Raw genomic sequence first — 19,402 nt, forward strand, 5'->3', positions numbered from 1 at the left:
ATGAGCGACCTTCAGCGATGAAGTTTGTCCTGGCAGCCCATGGAACCCGTGGCGACATCGAGCCCGGCGCCACGGTGGGGCTGGAGTTGCAGCGTCGTGGGCACGACGTCCGAATGGCGGTGCCGCCCAACCTGATCGATTTCGTCGAGTCGGCCGGGCTGCCCGGGGTCGCGTACGGCCCCGACACCCGCGAACAGATCGTCGCCGTCGCCGAGTTCACGCACAACGCCTTCAAACCCCAGAGCCCGGCCAGGTTGTTCCGCGACTGCCGCGAGCTTTTCGTCGAGGGCTGGGCGGACATGAGCCGGACGCTGACCTCGCTGGCCGAGGGCGCCGACCTGTTGCTGACGGGCCAGACCTACCACGGCGTCGTGGCCAATGTCGGTGAGTACCATGACATTCCGGTCGCGGGACTGCATCACTTCCCGGTGCGCGCCAATGGCCAGATCGGTGTTCCGTTCCTCTGGTCGCCGGCCCCCGTGGTCCGCGCCACGCTGAAGGCGGGGTGGCGACTGTACTCGGCCATGTCCAAGCCCAGCGAGGACGCCCAGCGCCGGGAACTCGGCCTGCCGAAAACGACCGTCCCCGCCTGGCAGCGGATGGCCGACGCGGGAGCGCTCGAGATCCAGGCCTACGACCAGGCCGTGTTCCCCAAGCTCGCCGCCGAATGGAACGGGCGGCGGCCGTTCGTCGGCGCGCTGACGTTGCAGTTGGCCGCGCACACCGACGATGAGGTCGCCGCGTGGATCGCAAACGGAAAGCCCCCGATTTACTTCGGTTTTGGCAGCACGCCGGTCAAGTCCCCCGCCGAAACGGTGGCGATGATTTCGGACGCCTGCGCGGAGTTGGGCGAACGGGCGCTGGTCTACGCGGGAGCGGACGGTGCCGAATCGATGCCCCACGACGACCACGTGAAGCTGGTGGGACTGATCAACTACGCGACCATCCTGCCCATGTGCCGGGCGGCCGTTCACCACGGGGGCGCCGGGACCGTCGCCGCGAGCCTGCGCGCCGGGCTGCCGACGTCGATCCTGTGGGACGTGGCCGACCAGTTCATCTGGGCGACACAGGTCAAGCGGCTCAAAGTTGGCTCTGCTAAACGTCTGTCGAACATCACCCGCAAATCGCTGGTCCGCCAGTTGCGCGCGATCCTGGCCCCGGAGTGCGTGGCGCGGGCCCGCGACATCGCCCCGAAGATGACCAAACCCGCCGTCGGTGTCGCCACCGCCGCAGATCTTTTGGAGCAAACCGTCCGCGTCAGCGCGTGAGACGACGCCGCAAGCGGGCCGCGAACGAAAAGTGATCCAGGTAACGAAGCGGCCGGCCAACTGCGTTGCGCCCAGGTTGGCGGGGGCGCAGGCTATTTGGCGCCGGGCCGAGGTCAACGGCGGTGGGCAAATTCGCCGGTATCGCCGCGAGAAAAACCGAGACCTAGTAACGTCCCAGAGTGATGTGGACTTACGTGGTGTGGGTGGGGGTCGGGATGCTGCTGGATCCCGTGCGGATCGGCATCGCGGCCCTTCTGATGTCCAGGCGACGGGCCATGGTCAACCTGCTGGCCTTCTGGATAGGCGGGATGGTCGCCGGCGCCCTCGTCGGTGTGGCCGTGCTGGTGCTGCTGCACGACATCGCCCTGGTGGCGATCCAGTCCGGCATCTCCACCATCAACGACGTCAGGTCCGCCGTCATCTTCCTGACCGGTGAACACCTCCGGATCACGATCGGCGTCGTCGCGCTGACATCGCTGGCGATCATGCTGGCGCGCGATCGCGCCAAGATGAAGACCCTGGTCACGGTCGGCGCAGGGCCGGCCCTGGACGCGGCGCCCCCGCCGCCGCGCAGGCAGAATTTCGTGGCGGCGCTGGCGGCCCGTGCCCACGGCATGCTCGATTCCGGCTTCATCTGGCCGGCCTTCCTCGTCGGGCTGATGTCCACGTTCCCGCCGGTCGAGGGCCCGATGATCCTCACCGTGATCATGGGTTCGCGAGCCACCGCCGGCACGCAGTTCAGCGCCTTCATGGTCTTCACCTTCCTGGTCCTCGCCTTCATCGAGATCCCCCTGGTCTGCTTCCTGGCGGCGCCGCAGAAGACGGAAGCCGTCATGGTCCTCATCAACCACTGGATCACCGTCTATCGGCGCCAGATCGTCGAGACGATGCTGTTCGTCGCCGGGGTGCTGACTCTGACCCAGGGCATCATCAACCTCTGATCGTGGCCGACCGAGTCGGCGGATTTCGGTGGTCGAGGCCCGGGCCGAGTGGGAAGGTATGTGGGTGATCGCCGAAGAGATCGCCGGAGGGGACGATTCGCCAGCTGTCCCCACTGTCTCGGTGTGCGTGCCGATGTACAACAACAGCGCGACCATCGAGCGGTGCCTGCGCAGCATCCTGGACCAGGAGGGCGTCGACTTCGAGATCCTCGTCGTCGACGACAAGTCGTCCGACGACTGCGCGGCCAAGGCCGCGGCGCTGCTGCGGCCCGGGGACCGGCTGGTCCGCAACGACCCCAACCTGGGGCTCAACGGGAACCACAACAAGTGCATCGAGATGGCGCGTGGTCAGTTGATCCAGTTCGTGCACGGCGACGACTGGCTCCTGCCGGGCGCGTTGAGCACACTCGTACCACTGTTCGAAGACCCGGCCGTCGGGATGGCGTTCGCGCCCCGGCGGGTCATCAACGCGAAGGACGTGCCGCTGCACCGGCGTCTGGGCCCCGCCCACATCTGGTTTCCGTGGCTGCGTAAGCACAACCGCGGATCGCTGCTGGTCTGCCAGATGATGTACCAGGCCGCCATGGGCAACTGGATCGGCGAGCCGACCTGCGTGATGTTCCGGCGCCAGCTGGGCGTGGACGTCGGGGGTCTGCGCGACAACATCTATCAGCTGGTCGACCTGGACTTCTGGTTGCGCCTGATGCTGCGCTGCGACGTGTGCTTCGTGCGCAAGAAGCTCTCGGTGCGCAGCCACTCGGCGGGCACGACGACGCTGAGCATCGTGCGCGCCCGGCGCAACTGGATGGACCACCTGCGCATCCTGACCTGGCTGATCGTCGACCCGGCCTCCCCCTCCTTCGTCCGGGTTACGGCCCGCATCTGGTGGGCACTGAAATGGCTGGGGATGGTGCTGCAAACCGCCGTGCTCGGCCCCGAGCGGCGGACACGCCTGAAGCTCCTGGCCGACGCCCGCGTGACCGAGTTCGCCCGGGCCCGACAGCTGGCCGACAAGCTCGGCCGGAGCACCGAGCAGCTCAGTCCTTGACGAAGGCGTACAGGCGGTAGGAGATGCCGCCGTCGCGCTGCAGGTCCTTGTCCATCAAGCCGGTGAAATAGCGGAAGAAGCCGGTCAAGAAGGTCGGCACGTGGCGATTCAGCAGCTCCTCGGACCGGCGCGTGTTCGCCGCCAGCCCGCGCTTGGCCTCCTCGAGGATGTCGCGCCGCGAAACCTGCCGCAACGGGGCACCGGACAGCACGTCGTCCCACCAGCCGGCGGCCTCCGGCCGGCGGTTGTCGGTGTAGAGGAAGTAGCCGCCCGGGCGCAGGACGCGAGCCACCTCGGCGAGGAAACCGACGAAGTTGGGGTATTGATGCGACGCCTCGACATTGATCACCGCGTCGAACGATGCGTCGGGAAACGGCAGGTTCTGGGCGTCGCCCTGCACGAATTTCAGGTTGGGAATCCGATGCCGTCTCTGGCACTTCCTGATGCTGGCCGGGTTCAGATCCAGTCCGGTATACGAGGCCGGGCCCAAGGTCCGCATGATGTAGGACGCTCCCCCGCCGGCCCCACAGCTGACTTCCAGAACGTCCTTGCCGGTGAGGTCGGTCTGCGAGGCCGTGACGTGGTAGAGCTGGATGCAATAGCGGTTGCGCTCGTCGGAGGCCTCGAGCGGCAGGCCCATCGGGGGGTCCTCTTCGTAGCCGAAGTTGAAGAACACGACGTCGTCGCCGACTTGGCGGGTGCCCAGCGGCAGCACATATTTCGTGGTGAGCTTCCCAATCAACGGGTTGGACTGGAAGCGGAATCGAGTAGCCACGGGCAGAGTGTTTCACGAAGGCCTGAAAGGATGGCCGAATTGGCCGGGTTCACCGGGTGAATTTCCGCTGCCAAAAAGCCCCTGACCAGCAGATTCCCACCAAAGTCACAGCAACATCACGGTCCGTGCCGCAATTGTGATTAGCCCACGGGACCGAACGCTTGACGGTAGGGTGAGTTGGGTGTCAAGCAAGGTCGGCACCGGCTCGCACGAAGCGGCCAAACCAGGGGGAGTCTTCGACCGCATCGGTGATGTGGTCGTTCGATGGCCGCTGCTCGTCATCGCCGCGTGGGTCGCGTTCGCGGCAACTCTGGCGCTGACGCTCCCGCCCTTGATGGCGCAGGCTGCCAAGCACCAGGACAAGCCGCTCCCCGACGACGCCCCCACCATGATCATCAACCAGGACATGGCGAAGGCCTTCGCCACCCCGGGGACCACGTCCGAGGCCCCCAAGGGCCCCGGTCCGCAGAAGAAGGCCGGCGACCCCGATGCCGGCGGCGGCAACCCCCTGGGCGGCGGCGGGTCGCTGCTGATGATCCTGCTGACCGACGAGCATGGGATTTCGCCGGCCGACGAGGACGTCTACCGCAAGCTTGTCGAGAGGCTGCACGAAGACAAGCAAGACAAGATGACCGTGCAGGACTTCCTGAACACCCCGCAGATGCGTGAAGTCCTGGCGAGCAAGGACGGCAAGGCCTTCATCCTTCCGGTGTCGTTCCCCGGCGCGGGCACCGACCCGGTCGTGGTTGCCGGCTACCAGCGCGTCAAGCAGATCGCCAAAGAGGTCACCAAGGGAACCTCCCTGACCGCCAACGTCAGCGGCCCGCTCGCGACGATCGCCGACGCCACCGCCATGGCGCAGGAGGACGCCCACTTCATCGAGATCGGCACCGTGGCCAGCGTGCTGATCATCCTGTTCATCATCTACCGCAACGTGGTCACCATGTTGGTGCCGCTGCTCAACATCGGCGCGACCATCGGCACCTCGCAGGGCGTCCTGTCCGGGCTGTCAGAGATCGGGCTGCCGATCAGCCTGCAGAGCATCGTGCTGATGAGCGCGGTGATGATCGGCGCGGGAACCGACTATGCGGTCTTCTTGATCAGCCGATATCACGACTACGTTCGCCGAGGCGAGACCTCGGACCGCGCGGTGAAGATGGCGTTGATGTCGATCGGCAAGGTGATCGCCGCGTCCGCGGCCACCGTCGCCGTCACCTTCGTCGCGATGGTCTTCACCAAGTTGGAGGTCTTTTCGGCGGTCGGCCCGGCGATTTCGATCTCGGTCATCATCTGCCTGCTCTCGGCGACCACGCTGCTGCCCGCGCTGTTGGTGATCACCGGCCGGCGTGGCTGGATCAAGCCCCGCCGGGACCTGACCACCAGGACCTGGCGGATCATGGGCACGCGGGTGGTCCGCAAGCCCCGCATCCACCTGGTCGGCAGTCTGGTCGTCCTCATCGCCCTGGCCGCGTGCACCAGCGTGATGCGGTTCAACTACGACGACCTCAAGACCATGCCCGCGTCGGTGGACAGCTCCAAGGGATATGTGGCGATGAACAAGCATTTCCCGATGAACGCCCTGACCCCGATGGTGTTGTTCGTCCAGTCGTCTCACAACCTGCGGAAACCGGCGGCGCTGGCCGACCTCGAGCAGATGGCCAGCCGGGTGGCAGCGCTGCCCGACATCACGATGGTGCGGGGCCTGACCAGGCCGAACGGCGATCCGCTGGAGCAGACCAAGATCTCGTTCCAGGCGGGCGAGGTCGGCAGCAAGCTCGACGACGGGTCCAAGCAGATCGCCGCGAACGGGGACAACCTGGACAAGCTGGTCAACGGCTCCAACCAGTTGGCCGACGCGCTGGCTCAACTCCGCGACCAGGTGAACACCGCCTTGTCCAGCCTCAGCGGGGTCGTCGGGCCGCTGATGGCCATGGAACAGATGATGGGCGGCGACAAGACGATCTCCGCCCTCAACCAGGGCGCGCAGTTCACCGGCCAGCTCAAGTCGCTCGGTGACAACCTGGGCGCGTCCACGGCCAACGCCCAGGACATCGCGACGTGGGCCGGCCCGATGCTGGTCGCCCTGAATGACAGCCCGGAATGCAACGCCGATCCGGGTTGTGTGAACTCGCGTGCCGGGCTGGCGTCGCTCGTGCAGGCCAACAACGACGGCACCCTCAACTCGCTGAAGATCATGGCCGCCAACCTGCAGTCGGCCCAGAAGGCCCAGACCATCGGCCAGACCCTGGACAAGGTGCAACAGACGATGTTGCAGGCCTCGGCCGCCATGACGACCATCAAGAATCTGCAGTCCACGATGGGCCAGGCGCAGCAGGGCGCCAACGCCCTGGCCGACGGCAGCCGGGCCATCGCCGGCGGCGTCAAGGAACTGGTGGACCGGACCAGGGACATCGGCAGCGGGCTCAACGAGGCGTCGCAGTTCCTGCTGGACATGAAGCAGAACGCCAACAAGGCCGACATGGCCGGATTCAACATCCCGCCGCAGATCATGACGCGCGACGAGTTCAAGAAGGGCGCGGCGATCTTCATCTCGCCCGACGGCCACGCGGCGCGGTACCTGATTCAGAGTGCGATCAATCCGTTCAGCACCGAAGCCATGGATCAGATCCCCAAGATCATCAAGGCGGCACAGTCGGCGACGCCGAACACCGAGCTGGCCGACGCGAAGATCTCGGTCGCGGGAATCCCCAGCGGCCTGAAGGACACTCGCGACTACTACAACGATGACATCGCGTTCATCGTCTTCGCGACCATCATCATCGTGTTCCTCATCCTGGTCGGGTTGTTGCGCGCGATCGTCGCGCCGCTGTATCTCATTGGCTCCGTGCTGCTTTCGTACCTGTCGGCCATGGGGCTCGGTGTGCTCGTGTTCCAGATCATCCTCGGCCAGAATCTGCACTGGAGCCTGCCGGGATTGTCGTTCATTCTGTTGGTCGCGGTCGGTGCCGACTACAACATGCTGCTCATTTCGCGCATCCGCGACGAGTCGCCGCACGGGGTGCGTGTCGGCGTGATCCGCACCGTCGGTTCCACCGGTGGCGTGATCACCTCTGCCGGTTTGATTTTCGCGGCATCGATGTTCGGCCTGATGACCGCCAGCATCTACACGATGGCCGAGGCCGGGTTCATCCTCGGCATGGGGATCCTGATCGACACGTTCCTGGTTCGCACCATCACCGTGCCGGCCGTGGCATCGTTGATCGGCCAAAAGAACTGGTGGCCTTCGCATCTGGGAAAGAATGCCGAACAGGTGATGGCGGCCCACCAGGCCAAGCAACGGCAACTCGAACAGCTGACCGATCAACTGGTGCGGATGAAGGTTCTTCCCACCCAGAAGATCCGTCCGTCGTTCACCCCGGCGCAGGCCACTCTGGCCGCGCGCAAAAACGGCGCAAAACCCGCCAAGGGCAACGGGAAGAAGCGAAGCGACGACGACTTGCCCCATGCTTTGCCGATATTCGACCTCAGCGGCCTGCCCTCACACCTGACCGACGCCCTGCGGGAGTCGGATTCGAAGGCGACAACGGCTGCAAACGGCAACGGCAGGCAGCCCAAGAAGGCCGACCGCTACCTCGGCCACTCCCTACCGCTGTTCGGGAACAACATCCTTTCGCAGCGTCCCGTCGTGCTGACCAACACCAACGGCAACGGGCACGCCAACGGCAACGGGCACGGGCTGCCGGCCGACGACGACGACGTCAGCCAGCCGCTTCCGGTGTTCGGCGCCGCCAACGGAAAGAACACGGGCGACTAGCACACCGCCTCTCCACTACGCGTCCAGGCGGGTGAACTCGTCCTGCCGGTACAGCTCCACGCACTGGGAGCGCCGGATCTTGCCGCTGGTGGTGATGGGGATCGAGCCGGGCGAGACCAGCACCAGATCCGCCACCCGCAATCCGTGCGACTTCGAAATGGCCGAGGTCACTTCGCGTTTGACTACGCCCAGCCTCTCGGCCGCCTCCTCGTCGGACTCGCCCTTCTTCTTGAGTTCGATGATCGCGACCAGCTTCTCCACACCCTTGTCGGGAACCGCGATCGCCGCGCAGCGGCCCGCGGTGATCTCCTGGATCGTGGCCTCGATGTCGTCAGGAGAGTGGTTGCGCCCGTACACAATCAGAAGATCCTTGATGCGCCCGATGATGAAGAGCTCACTTTCGGAGACGAATCCCGAATCACCGGTGCGCAGCCAGGGGCCTTCGGGTGTTCCCTGGTGGGGCTCGACGATCTGGGCGCCGAACGTGCGTTGGTTCTCCTCGGCTTTCTGCCAGTAGCCGGCGGCAACGTGGTTGCCGTGCACCCAGATCTCCCCGACGGATCCTTCGGGGCACTCGCGGCGGGTGTCGGAGTCGACGATGCGCACCAACTGTGACTTCGGCGTGCCGTAACTGACCAGCGGTGTACCGCTTCCGGTTTCAGATCGCTCGGCTTGACCGGCGGAAAGTTTCTCGGAGTCGAAGTGGACGATCTTGGGTGGTTCACCGACGTTACGGGTTGCGATGTACACCGTCGCTTCTGCCATGCCGTACGACGGCCGCAGCACCGCGGGGTCGAGGTTGAACCGGGCGAACCGGTCGGCGAATCGCTTGAGCGTTGCGGGCTGCACCCGCTCGCTGCCGTTCAGAAGTGAGTGCACATTTCCCAGGTCGAAACCGGCCATGTCCTCGTCCGAGGTCTTGCGCACCGCCAACTCGAACGCGAAGTTGGGCCCAGCCGAAAACGCGCCTCCGTTGGTTGCCAGCTGTTGTAACCACCGGGCCGGCCGCTGCAGGAATCCCACCGGGCTCATGACCACCGTGGGTGCGCCCACCACAATCGGGAAGATGATTCCCAGCAGCAGACCCATGTCGTGATACAAGGGCAGCCAAGACACCGCACACAGCCCCGGCGGGGCGACCGAACCGCTGGCCGCGAAGAAGTCGGCGGCGACCTGCTCGAAGTTGGCGAAGACGTTCTTGTTCGACACCATGACGCCGGCCGGTGTGCGTGTCGACCCGGAGGTGTACTGCAGATACAAGAACTCCGGCTGGTCATTGCGGCCACGCGACCGGGGTCCGGCCGGCTTCTGTCGAGAATCCAGGTCCAGCAGGTCGACTTCGACGATCGACGGGGTCGACGCCCCTTGTTGCGATTGCACAGCGTCGTTGACATTGTCGACGACGGCCGACGTCGTGAGGACCACCGCGGGCGAGGTGTCGGCCAGAACCGAGACCGTCCGCTCGTCGTGGGCGCCGCCGAAGGGCACCGAAAGCGGAACGGCAACCAGCCCGGCCTGCAGCGCGCCCAGGAAACCGACGATATAGTCCAGTCCCTGAGGCGCCAAGATCACGGCCCGGTCGCCGGTCGACCCGCGAAGTCGCAGCTGTTCGCCGAGGTTCACCGCTCGCCGGTGGAGCTGCGACCAGGTCAGGGAGGTCGCAACGCCGTTCCAATCCTGCTCGAAGTCAAGGAATGTGACCGCCGTGTCGTTCGGCTGCAGGCTGGCACGCTCGCGCAGGACAGCAGAAAGTGAAGACTCAACCACGGGCATCAGGTTACCTTCGTCGTGGGCGTTTCCGGACATAACCGCGACGAATCGTCTCCGAGGGCAAACCGCCGCGCAGGTGAGACCCATAAACTACCCTGTACGCGGTGGACAATCGGCTCGCACATATGGACCAGGCATCGTTTCTTGGTCTGCGGGCGCTTGGCTACGGGGCGCTCGTGCAGTTCAACTGGATCTATAACCGTGCCGTCGACATCGACGGGCTGCGGCGTTTCCACCACAACCTCGGCTACGGGTTGTTGGGCCGGCGGATCGAACGGTCGCCCTTGCCTTTCGGCCGTGACCGGTGGGTGTGCGCCCGTGGTCCGGCGGACCTCGACATCGCCGAAACCGCCCGGCCCCGCGCCGATCTGAGTGCCTGGCTGCTCGAGCGTGCACGCCTGCCGCTGGATCCCGAGCACGGCCCCAGCTGGCATCTGGGGGTGCTGCCCCTGCTGGACGGCGGAACGGCGATCAGCCTGGTGACTTCGCACACCATCGTCGACGGTCTCGGAATCCTGCAGGCAATCACCGACGCCGCCACCGGGCGCACCCGCTACCTGGGATATCCGTCACCGTGCTCACGCACCCGCACGCGCGCTGTGCTGCAGGACACCCGGCAAACCCTGGCATCGGTCCCAGAATTCGCGCGAGCGCTGCGTGCCACCGCGCGCATCGTCCGGTTGCGGAGAGCCGAAGTCGCCACCTCGATCATGTCGGCGCCACCGCGTCCCCGGGATGCCGGCGACGACCAGCCCGTGGTGCCGACGCTGACCGCCTACGTCGACCTTGCGGACTGGGATGCGTGCGCGAATAGTCTTGGAGGAAACAGCTTTACGCTCGTTGCCGGCTTCGCGGCCAGACTCGGCGTCCGATTGGGACGCGTCTGCGACGACGGCACGGTCACGTTGTCGTTTCCGGTCAGCGAGCGCACCGAGAACGACACCCGCGGCAACGCCGTGGTGCTCCCCACCATTTCCGTCGACCCGACGCACTTGTCGTCGGACCTCGCAGAGGTCCGCTTGAAGTTCAAGCAGGCGTTCGCCGATCTCGCGCAGATCACCCAGGAGTTGTTGGCGCCGCTGCCGTTGGCGTCGCTGACACCGAAGTGGGTGGCCCGCAGAACAGCGCGGATGGGGCTGGGCGCTGCCAATTCGCCCATCGGCTGCTCGAACGTCGGCGCTATCGACTCAGCGGTCAACCGCCCGGACGGCACCGAGGCCGACTACGCCTCGGGGCGCTTGATCGAGCCGTGGATCACCGAGCGGACACTGGAGGGCATGGGCGGGCAGCTCTTCGTAGTCTCCGGACGCGTCGGCGGCCGGATCTTCCTCGCCGTCAACGCCTACCTTGCCGGGCAGCAGAATTCGGTGGCTGCGCTGCGCGAGGCCTTGTCACGCACCTTCGACGAATTCGGTCTGGTTGCGCAGATCCATGGCTGAATCAGGGATCAACACTTGGCTTCCGTGAGCGTTACCCTCACCGGCGCAACGGGATTCGTCGGACGCCACATATTGCGCAGCCTTCTGGCGCGCGGATGCCCGGTGCGGGTCCTGGTTCGCGATCCGGCACGGCTGGCGGATCTTCGCGCACACCAAGCACTCCAAGTGGTCGAGACGCCCGACTTGTTTTCCGAGGCGGACGACAGACTCCATGAGCTTCTCGATGGGTCCAAGACCTTGATCCACGCTGCGTGGTATGCGGAACCGGGCAAATACCTCACCTCGCCGATCAACCTCACGTGCCTGACGGGCACCCTCAACCTCGCCTCCGCATTCGCGGCGGTCGGGGGCAGGCGATTCGTCGGCCTGGGCACCTGCGCGGAATACGATCTGTCCGCGGGGCTCATCACGACCGACACCCCGTTGTCCCCGAACACCTTGTATGCCGCGTGCAAAGCGTCGGCCTACCAGGTGCTTCGCTGTCTGCTCGACACCGAGGACGTGAGCTTCGCCTGGTGCCGGCTCTTCTACCTGTACGGGGAAGGCGAGGACGAGCGGCGGTTGGTTCCCTACCTACGCAAACAATTGAGCGCGGGGCAAGACGTGCTGCTCACAAGGGGTGATCAGGTGCGTGATTTCCTCGATGTGCACGATGCCGGCCGGATGATCGCCGACGTCGCGCTGGGAGACCAGCAGGGCGCACAGAACATCTGCTCAGGCGAGGCGGTGACGGTTCGGCAGCTCGCTGAACGCATTGCCGACGAGTACGGTCGGCGTGAACTGTTGCGATTCGGGGCCAGGCCCGAGAATCTCTTTGACCCACCGCGGGTTGTCGGCGTGCGAAAGGACGTGCGATGAGTGGGGTGACGCAGCTCTACGAGCAGTCGGACTTTCCCATTTTTCAGAACCGGATGTATGACTCCGCCGAGGAGGCACGCTCCTGTCCCCGAGGCGATATCCGTTTGGTTCAGGACGGCGGGAGCGGCCTCGTCTACAACGCGGCATTCCAGCCCGAATTGATGAACTACGACGCCGCGTACCAAAACGAGCAGGCACACAGCCCGCTGTTCAAAAACCACCTGGACCAAGTCGCCGGCATCGTCGAGCGTAACCTGGGCACCGACGGGCTGATCGAGGTCGGTTGCGGCAAGGCGTACTTCCTCGAGCTGCTCCAGTCGCGCGGCTTCTCCATCGCCGGCTTCGACGCCACGTACGAGGGCGAAAATCCCGCCGTCCAGCGGCGCTACTTCGACGCGGGCGCGGGCGTGTCGGCGACGGGACTCATCCTGCGGCACGTCCTCGAACACGTCCAGGACCCCGTCGCGTTTCTCGAGGGAATACGCGACGCCAACGGCGGCGGGCTGATCTATATCGAGGTTCCCTGCTTCGACTGGATCCTGCGGGCGCGCGCGTGGTTCGACATCTTCTACGAGCACGTCAACTACTTCAGGCTCGACGACTTCTCCAGAATCTTCGGCCGGGTGGTGGAGGGCGGCCATCTGTTCGGCGGCCAGTACCTCTACGTGGTCGCCGACCTCGACACCTTGCGGTCGCCGGCCGGGCCGGGCGACAGGGTGGAGTTTCCGCAGGACTTTCTGGCGATGGCATCCGGCACGCCGTCCGATCGGGGCACCGAAGCGACGGCGGTATGGGGGGCGGCGTCCAAAGGGGTCATCTTCTCGCTCTTGCGGGAACGCTCCGGCAACCCGGTCGACGTCCTCATCGACATCAACCCCGCCAAGTGCAACAAGTACGTGCCGGCCACCGGCCTGCGCGTGATGTCCCCGGAAGAAGGCATGGCCGCGCTCCCGCCGGGTTCAGACATCTGCGTGATGAACTCCAACTACCTCGAGGAGATCCGCACGATCACGGGAGACCGATTCAACCTGATTGGAGTTGAGCGTGACTGAATTCGACGACGAGGTCAAAAAGCGGATCGACGCGATGTCACGCGATGACCGCCTCCGGGCGGATGCCCAGGAGTTCATGCGGACCTCGCTGCTGTCCCAGTACTCCTACAACTTCTCCTGGATGTCGCGGCCCATCATCCAGTACCCCCAGGACATGGTCGCGATGCAGGAGCTGATCTGGCGGGTCCGTCCCGACCTGGTCATCGAGACGGGCATCGCCCACGGTGGATCGCTCATCTTCAGCGCGTCCATGCTGGCGCTGCTGGACGTGGCCGACGCCATCGAATCCGGTGCGACGCTGGACCCCGCCAAGTCGGGTCGCAAGGTGCTGGGCATCGACATCGACATTCGTGCGCACAACCGGGCCGCCATCGAGGCGCACCCCATGGCCTCGCGCATTCAGATGATCCAGGGTTCGAGCATCGCCCCCGAGGTGGTCTCACAGGTGCACGGGATCGCCGCGAGCTATCAGCGTGTGCTGGTGTGTCTGGACAGCAACCACACCCATGACCACGTGCTCGCCGAGTTGGAAGCCTATGCCCCGCTGACCTCGGTGGGGAGCTATTGCGTGGTCTTCGACACGATCGTCGAGGACGTGCCCGCCGAACTGTCCTCCGACCGCCCTTGGGGCCCGGGCGACAATCCCAAGACGGCCCTACGCGACTACCTCAAGTCCCACCCGGAGTTTCAGATCGACAAGAGCGTCCAGCACAAACTGCTGATCACCGTGGCCCCCGACGGCTATCTGGTTAGGACGGCACAGGATTCGACGTCGTTGACCGACAGCCAGGTGTGAGGTAGCGGCAGCCTCACACGACGGTCAACTCGGGAACCGCTGTCACGAAACGCGTGCCGAGGCCGGTGAGGTCAGCCAACTGGGTCTTCACCTCCCGCGCGATGTTCCACGGCAGGATGACGACGAAGTCCGGCGGATTTTCCCGCAGCGCGTCGGGTGATCGGATGGGAAGGTGGCTGCCCGGCATGAATTTGCCCTGCTTCGACAGCGCGGCATCGCAGACGTACGGCAGCAGGTCCGGCCGGACACCCGCGTAGTTCAACAGCGTGTTCCCTTTCGCGGCGGCGCCGTAGGCCGCCACGCGCCGACCGGAGCGCTTCTGTTCGATGAGAAAGGCCACCAGGTCATCCTTGACGCGGTCGGCGGACGACTGGAAAGCCGCGTAGGTCTCGGGCCGGGTCAGCCCGAACTCCTCCTCCCGCGTCAGCAGCACCGCGACGCGGTCCGTCGCCGAAATCGGCGCCGCGGCATGGCAGCCGTACACGCGCAGGCTGCCGCCGTGAGTCGGCAACTCTTCGACGTCCCACACCCGCAGGCCGGCGGCGGCGAAGACGCGTGACACGGTCGTGAGTGACAGATAGGAGAAATGCTCGTGGTAGATGGTGTCGAACTGGGTGCGTTCGATCAACGGCATCAGATGCGGAAACTCCAGCGTGACCGTGCCTTCCGGTTTCAGCACGGCGGCGAGCCCACGAGTGAAGTCGTTGATGTCCGGCACATGGGCATACACGTTGTTGCCGAGGATCAGGTCGACGCCCCGTCCTTCACCGGCCAGCCGACGCCCCAGGGCTTCCCCGAAGAACTCCCGTTGCACCGGGATGCCCAGCGCTTCGGCGGCGGCGGCCGTGCTCGCCGTCGGCTCGATGCCCAGGCACGGAATACCATCCGCGACAAAATTTTTGAGTAGGTAGCCGTCGTTGGAGGCCACCTCGATGACGAAGCTTTGCGGCCCCAGTTGGAGCCGGTCGGTGATCATGCGGACGTAGGCGGCAGCGTGGTCGAGCCAACTGGTGGAGGTGCTGGAGAAGTATGCGTAATCCGCGCTGAAGAGATCTTCGGCGCGGGCGTAATCCTCGGTCTGCACCAGCCAGCACCGGTCACACACCTTCACCCGCAGCGGATAGTGCACCTCGGGGCTGGACAGGTCCTCGGCGCGCAGGTAGGCGTTCGAGGGGGGCGCGAAGCCGAGATCGACGAAGTTGTTCTCCAAGCGGGTGCCGCAGTGTCGGCATTTCATAGGGCGACTCCGCTGAAATCGGCACCGACGAGCGGATGGGAAAGGTCGCGCGGCGACAGGTCCTTCGGCGGCAGCGGCCATCCGATGGCGAGTCTCGGGTCGTCGTAGCGCAGCCCGCCCTCGTACGGCGGCTGGTAGAACTCCGTGTGCAGGTAGAGCAACTCGCTGTCGGGCTCCAAGGCCTGGAAGCCGTGAGCGAAGCCCTCCGGGATGAGCAGCATGCGCGCGTCGTCCTGCGCCAATTCCTGGGCGTGCCAACGAAGGAACGTCGGGGATCCGGCGCGCAGGTCGACCGCCACGTCCCAGACCCGGCCGCGAAGGCAGCGAACCATCTTCATCTCCGCATGCGGTGGACGCTGGAAATGCATGCCGCGCACGGCCCCGGCGTGACTGGTTGTGGAGTGGTTGATCTGCGCGATCTGGCGGTGCCCCAGCAAGGGCGAAAGTTCTTGAGCGCAGAAGAGGCGGACGAACGCGCCACGGGCATCGCGATGCGGCGTGGATTCCACGAGCTTCAGATCGGCGATCGGGGTGTCGAGGATCTTCATGCGGTCGCCCATCTCAGGCCGGAGTCACCGGCGTCGGCGACATAAGCGGCCAGTTCCTCGGCACTCGACACCTCGCCGACCTCGACGAATCGGCGATACCACTGCGCGGTGTGGGCAATCGCGCTCTCGAGGTTCCAGACGGGCCGCCACCCGAGGTGCATCTTCGCCTTGGCGCTGTCGAGCTGGAGCAGGCCCGCCTCGTGCGGCTGGGGACCGGACGCGACGTTCCAGCGGAGCTGCGGCCAGGTGCGGGCAAGGTCTTGGAGAACCCGCTCCACGGTACGGTTTCCTTCCCCATCGGGTCCGAAGTTCCACGCGTCGGCACACTCGGCGTCGCCTGCCAGGAGCCGTTGCCCCAGTAACAGGTATCCGCTGAGGCAATCCAGCACGTGCTGCCAGGGGCGCGTGGCGTGCGGCGAGCGGATCACCAGCGGCTCGCGGGCGATGAGCGAACGCACCAGGTCGGGAATCAGCCGGTCCTCGGACCAGTCACCCCCGCCGATCACGTTGCCGCCCCTGGCGGTCGCCAGCAACGGCGCCGAGGGGTCTTGCAGAAACGCGGTCCGGTAACTGGCGGCGACCAGCTCGGCGCCGGCCTTCGACGCGCTGTACGGATCGTGGCCCCCCAGCCGGTCCCGTTCCCGATACGGCCACGGCCATTCGCGATTCTCGTAACACTTGTCGGTCGTGACCACCACCACGGCGCGGACTCCCGGTGTGTGACGGGCCGCTTCCAGCACGTGCGCCGTGCCCATCACGTTGGTGGCCCACGTGGTGACGGGCTCCCGGTAGGACCGGCGGACCAAAGGCTGGGCGGCCAGGTGGAAGATGATCTCCGGCCGCTCGGCGGTGACGACCCTGCGGACTTCGGCCTCGTCCCGGACGTCGATGCGATGGTCCTTCACCTGCAGCTTCAGCAGGTCCCAATGGCTGGGCTCGGACGGCGGGTCCAATGCGAGCCCGGCGACCTCCGAGCCCAGCGCCTGTAGCCACAGACACAGCCAACTGCCTTTGAAGCCGGTATGGCCGGTGACCAGGACGCGGCGTCCGCGATACGCAGTTCCGAAAGCGTTCAACGCCAGCATTTCCACGGCGCCTCGCCGCTGCTCCACAACTCTTCGAGCATGTTCTTGTCCCGCAGCGTGTCCATCGGTTGCCAGAACCCGGAATGCTCGAAGGCCATCATCTGGCCGTCGGCGGCCAGGCGAGCCAACGGCGGGCCCTCCCAGGAGGTCTCGTCACCGTCGATGTAGTCGAGCACCGCGGGCGACAACACGAAGAATCCGCCGTTGATGAGGCCTCCGTCGCCGCGTGGCTTCTCGGCGAAGCCCGTGACCTGCTCGCCGTCGCATTCGATGGCCCCGTAGCGACCGGGCGGAAGCACCGCAGTCACGGTCGCGTGTCGCCCGTGCCGACGGTGAAACTCGATGCTCGCGCCGATGTCGACGTCGCTGAGGCCGTCGCCGTAGGTGAAACAGAACGCGTCATCGTCCTCGATGTAGGCCGCCACGCGCTTGAGGCGCCCGCCGGTCAGCGTGTCGTCCCCGGTGTCCACCAATGTGACCCGCCACGGTTCTGCGTGCCGCTCGTGAACTTCCATCTTGTTGGCGGACATGTCGAAAGTCACGTCCGACATGTGCAGAAAATAGTTGGCGAAATATTCTTTGATCACATAACCCTTGTAGCCACAGCAGACGACGAAGTCGTGGATGCCGTGGTGGGAATAGAGTTTCATGATATGCCACAGGATCGGTCGTCCACCGATCTCCACCATCGGCTTGGGGCGGATGACGGTTTCCTCCCGGATTCGTGTGCCGAGACCGCCTGCAAGCAATACGGCTTTCATCGAGCTCGCTTTTGTTTTCGCTGATACCAACTTGATGTCACCTTCGGCCGATCCGCCGCCTCCGCCAGTCCCGCGGAGTATCTCGTGTCACCTTCTACTATCACAGTCATGTACCCGAAGACTTCGGCGGGGATGTTGCGCGCATATCTTTCGTTCAGATGACGGATCAGCAGGTAAGACCCCAATCTTTCGGAAAGAAATCCGACGGCCCTGATTTGCTGATCGTTGTATTTTTTCACACGGTCGCCGTACCGGCACAGGAATTGCCTACCGACAACCTCGATTTTCGACAGGGCCTGCACCAGCCAGGACTTCGGGTAGATTCCGAGTTCGATGCCTCCCGGGATGAAGTGCTTCGCGCCCAGCAGCTCCGTCACCGAACGGGAATCCAGCACGCCTAATTCAACTGCCAAATTGGTGTAATCAAGGATGTCCTTCAACTGGTGGCCCGATGCATACTGCCCCAGCACCGACTCCGCAAGAAAAATGGGTTGCGCAAGCAGGAAACCGACGTCGCCTCTCAGCATGGAGGCAGATAGCTCGACCTCTTCATCCACGCTGTCCATGTTCAGTTCCCGCATCGTGGGATACGAATGCGATTCCGAGCCGACGGCGAAAGGAAGAACCCTCTTTCGATACGAGGAGATCTCGATGAGCTCGGCCTCGCCGGCGAACCTTTCGATCGCGACCGGCAGAGCGTGCGTTCCCGCGGCGCCGTAGGCGATCGAACGAGCCTCGTGCCAAAACGGGTCCAGTTGCTTTACATGACAGGCGGAGTCGGTTTGGAAATTGCCGAGCGCGATGCAGTCGTCATACCATTTGTCGGGCAATAGTGGCTTCTTGTGCGTAACGCAGAAGCTGTGAATCATGATTGCGGATCAGTTCCCGGATGGAACGCTCGTCGGAGACGACGCGCTCGGGGCTTTTACGAACACATCCACCGTTCGGCGGCGGAGCGCACCGAGGGCAGGGCGGGGGCCGATGGGTTCGTCATGCGGGCAGTCTAGCTAGCTCGCGGCCGGTTCTGGCCATAAGGGCGCGACTCGTCGCGTCACGTCGACCCGTCAAGCCCGGTAGGCGCTCGGCTTCGGGTTGCGGAGAGCACGGCGCACGACGACGACGGAATCGTGGATCTCGACGCTGCCGAGGATCGCGGTGATGACCGGCACCGAAGCCTCTTGGGCCCGGGCCGGGGGGCCTGCCCGAAAGCCGGTCTCGCCGGTGGCAACCTGGTAATGGCTGTGCATCGCGTCGATCAACGCCCGGATGAGCTCCATGAAAGAAACGGGGCTGTCGCGGTAGAACGTCGAGTAGTCGCAGTCGACGTCTTCGACGATGTAGACGCCGCCGTCGATCAACGCATTCGCGAAAAGGCAGCGGAACGAATCCACCATGTGCGAGCTCGTATGGCGGCCTCCGTCGACGATGACGTCGAACGGACCGAATTCCGCGGCCACGTCCTTGAGCGAACAGACCTCTTGCTCGGCGCCGACGCGGACGTAACTGCCTTCGGAATTCGCGACCCTCAACAACTTCGAATCGACGTCGAGGCCGACGATGAGCGAGTCGGCGTGCAGGTACTCCTGCCACGCCGGTAGCGCCCCTCCGTAGAAGCCACCGATCACCAACATCCTGATCGGTCTGGCCCGGTCGACCACGGACTCACGAACAGGCAAGTGGCGCAACAACGTAGGGCTACGCGGCCCCAACTTCTCGCCACGCGGCTCGGAGTCCGCCGCCGTCCACGTGGTCATCGCCGCAAGCTCTGGCCCCAGGGCCCTCAGCATCGCCTCGCGGCCCCTGTACGGATAGCGCCAAGGTATGCGGAAAGCGGGAGGCCGGGCTACTTCGCGCAGACCGCGACCCGCCAGCGTCAGCCGCAGGTAGTCCCTGATCTGGGTCACCGACATGTTGGCGAGTACGCGCTTGTGGGTCTTTCGCCGCGGTGAACCACTCATATCGCACCTATTGTAGGGGTCACCTGAAACCGCCCCCATGCGCCCGCGACCCGGCTCAGGTCGCCACCAGGGCAACGGTGTTGGAGACGAT

Annotated in this window: 16 protein-coding genes; 8 read left to right on the top strand and 8 right to left on the bottom strand. The window is 65.1% G+C overall.

Annotated features, from left to right (window positions below):
* Positions 1-17: 17 nt before the first annotated feature.
* The 3 genes from G6N48_RS09035 to G6N48_RS09045 all read left to right on the top strand — a co-directional run bounded on the left by G6N48_RS09035 (position 18) and on the right by G6N48_RS09045 (position 3,257).
* Entirely contained in the window at positions 18-1,268 is a 1,251-nt protein-coding gene (locus G6N48_RS09035; RefSeq protein ID WP_085269583.1) for a glycosyltransferase, read from the top strand.
* A 182-nt stretch (positions 1,269-1,450) separates the two neighbouring features.
* Positions 1,451-2,209, top strand: coding sequence for a GAP family protein (locus tag G6N48_RS09040; RefSeq protein WP_085269726.1), 759 nt, complete (start codon positions 1,451-1,453; stop codon positions 2,207-2,209).
* A 58-nt stretch (positions 2,210-2,267) separates the two neighbouring features.
* Complete coding sequence (locus G6N48_RS09045) at positions 2,268-3,257, top strand: glycosyltransferase family 2 protein (RefSeq protein ID WP_085269584.1); 990 nt, start codon at positions 2,268-2,270, stop codon at positions 3,255-3,257.
* On the opposite strand, the gene G6N48_RS09050 is transcribed toward G6N48_RS09045, so the two are convergent.
* On the bottom strand, positions 3,247-4,038 hold the full coding sequence (locus G6N48_RS09050; protein WP_276080846.1) for a phthiotriol/phenolphthiotriol dimycocerosates methyltransferase: 792 nt from the start codon (positions 4,036-4,038) through the stop codon (positions 3,247-3,249). The genes G6N48_RS09045 and G6N48_RS09050 overlap by 11 nt on opposite strands.
* A 247-nt stretch (positions 4,039-4,285) precedes the next feature.
* On the opposite strand from G6N48_RS09050, the gene G6N48_RS09055 reads away from it, so the two are divergent.
* Positions 4,286-7,807, top strand: coding sequence for an MMPL/RND family transporter (locus tag G6N48_RS09055; protein WP_428841981.1), 3,522 nt, complete (start codon positions 4,286-4,288; stop codon positions 7,805-7,807).
* A 15-nt stretch (positions 7,808-7,822) separates the two neighbouring features.
* Here the strand turns inward: G6N48_RS09055 and G6N48_RS09060 are convergent, their stop codons facing one another.
* The gene (locus G6N48_RS09060) at positions 7,823-9,580 is read right to left on the bottom strand and encodes an AMP-binding protein (protein ID WP_085269727.1); all 1,758 of its coding nucleotides are present in this window, start codon (positions 9,578-9,580) and stop codon (positions 7,823-7,825) included.
* Between the two features lie 101 nt (positions 9,581-9,681).
* On the opposite strand from G6N48_RS09060, the gene G6N48_RS09065 reads away from it, so the two are divergent.
* The 4 genes from G6N48_RS09065 to G6N48_RS09080 are packed head-to-tail and all read left to right on the top strand — an operon-like array spanning position 9,682 to position 13,722.
* Positions 9,682-11,016: a hypothetical protein gene (locus G6N48_RS09065; RefSeq protein WP_232066580.1), complete on the top strand. Its 1,335-nt coding sequence runs from the start codon at positions 9,682-9,684 to the stop codon at positions 11,014-11,016.
* A gap of 24 nt (positions 11,017-11,040) precedes the next feature.
* On the top strand, positions 11,041-11,874 hold the full coding sequence (locus tag G6N48_RS09070; RefSeq protein ID WP_085269588.1) for an NAD-dependent epimerase/dehydratase family protein: 834 nt from the start codon (positions 11,041-11,043) through the stop codon (positions 11,872-11,874).
* Complete coding sequence (locus G6N48_RS09075) at positions 11,871-12,926, top strand: class I SAM-dependent methyltransferase (RefSeq protein ID WP_085269589.1); 1,056 nt, start codon at positions 11,871-11,873, stop codon at positions 12,924-12,926. Before G6N48_RS09070 ends, G6N48_RS09075 begins: the two co-directional genes overlap by 4 nt.
* A complete protein-coding gene (locus G6N48_RS09080; protein WP_085269590.1) occupies positions 12,919-13,722 on the top strand; it encodes a cephalosporin hydroxylase family protein in 804 nt (267 codons plus the stop codon). Before G6N48_RS09075 ends, G6N48_RS09080 begins: the two co-directional genes overlap by 8 nt.
* 13 nt (positions 13,723-13,735) lie before the next feature.
* Here G6N48_RS09080 and G6N48_RS09085 read toward each other — a convergent pair whose 3' ends face one another.
* The 6 genes from G6N48_RS09085 to G6N48_RS09110 all read right to left on the bottom strand — a co-directional run bounded on the left by G6N48_RS09085 (position 13,736) and on the right by G6N48_RS09110 (position 19,311).
* Entirely contained in the window at positions 13,736-14,959 is a 1,224-nt protein-coding gene (locus tag G6N48_RS09085) for a class I SAM-dependent methyltransferase (protein ID WP_139825805.1), read from the bottom strand.
* Positions 14,956-15,507: a dTDP-4-dehydrorhamnose 3,5-epimerase family protein gene (locus tag G6N48_RS09090; RefSeq protein ID WP_085269729.1), complete on the bottom strand. Its 552-nt coding sequence runs from the start codon at positions 15,505-15,507 to the stop codon at positions 14,956-14,958. Before G6N48_RS09090 ends, G6N48_RS09085 begins: the two co-directional genes overlap by 4 nt.
* Positions 15,504-16,592: a CDP-glucose 4,6-dehydratase gene (rfbG, locus tag G6N48_RS09095; RefSeq protein WP_232066581.1), complete on the bottom strand. Its 1,089-nt coding sequence runs from the start codon at positions 16,590-16,592 to the stop codon at positions 15,504-15,506. Before rfbG ends, G6N48_RS09090 begins: the two co-directional genes overlap by 4 nt.
* Positions 16,580-17,353 (bottom strand): glucose-1-phosphate cytidylyltransferase, encoded by a 774-nt coding sequence (gene rfbF / locus G6N48_RS09100; RefSeq protein WP_085269592.1) that lies wholly within the window; start codon positions 17,351-17,353, stop codon positions 16,580-16,582. Before rfbF ends, rfbG begins: the two co-directional genes overlap by 13 nt.
* Positions 17,350-18,222, bottom strand: a complete 873-nt coding sequence (locus G6N48_RS09105; protein ID WP_085269593.1) for a hypothetical protein — start codon at positions 18,220-18,222, stop codon at positions 17,350-17,352. Before G6N48_RS09105 ends, rfbF begins: the two co-directional genes overlap by 4 nt.
* A 195-nt stretch (positions 18,223-18,417) precedes the next feature.
* Positions 18,418-19,311, bottom strand: a complete 894-nt coding sequence (locus G6N48_RS09110; RefSeq protein WP_139825807.1) for a class I SAM-dependent methyltransferase — start codon at positions 19,309-19,311, stop codon at positions 18,418-18,420.
* Positions 19,312-19,402: the final 91 nt, after the last annotated feature.

Source organism: Mycobacterium parmense, from assembly GCF_010730575.1.
GTDB classification, from domain to species: Bacteria; Actinomycetota; Actinomycetes; order Mycobacteriales; family Mycobacteriaceae; genus Mycobacterium; species Mycobacterium parmense.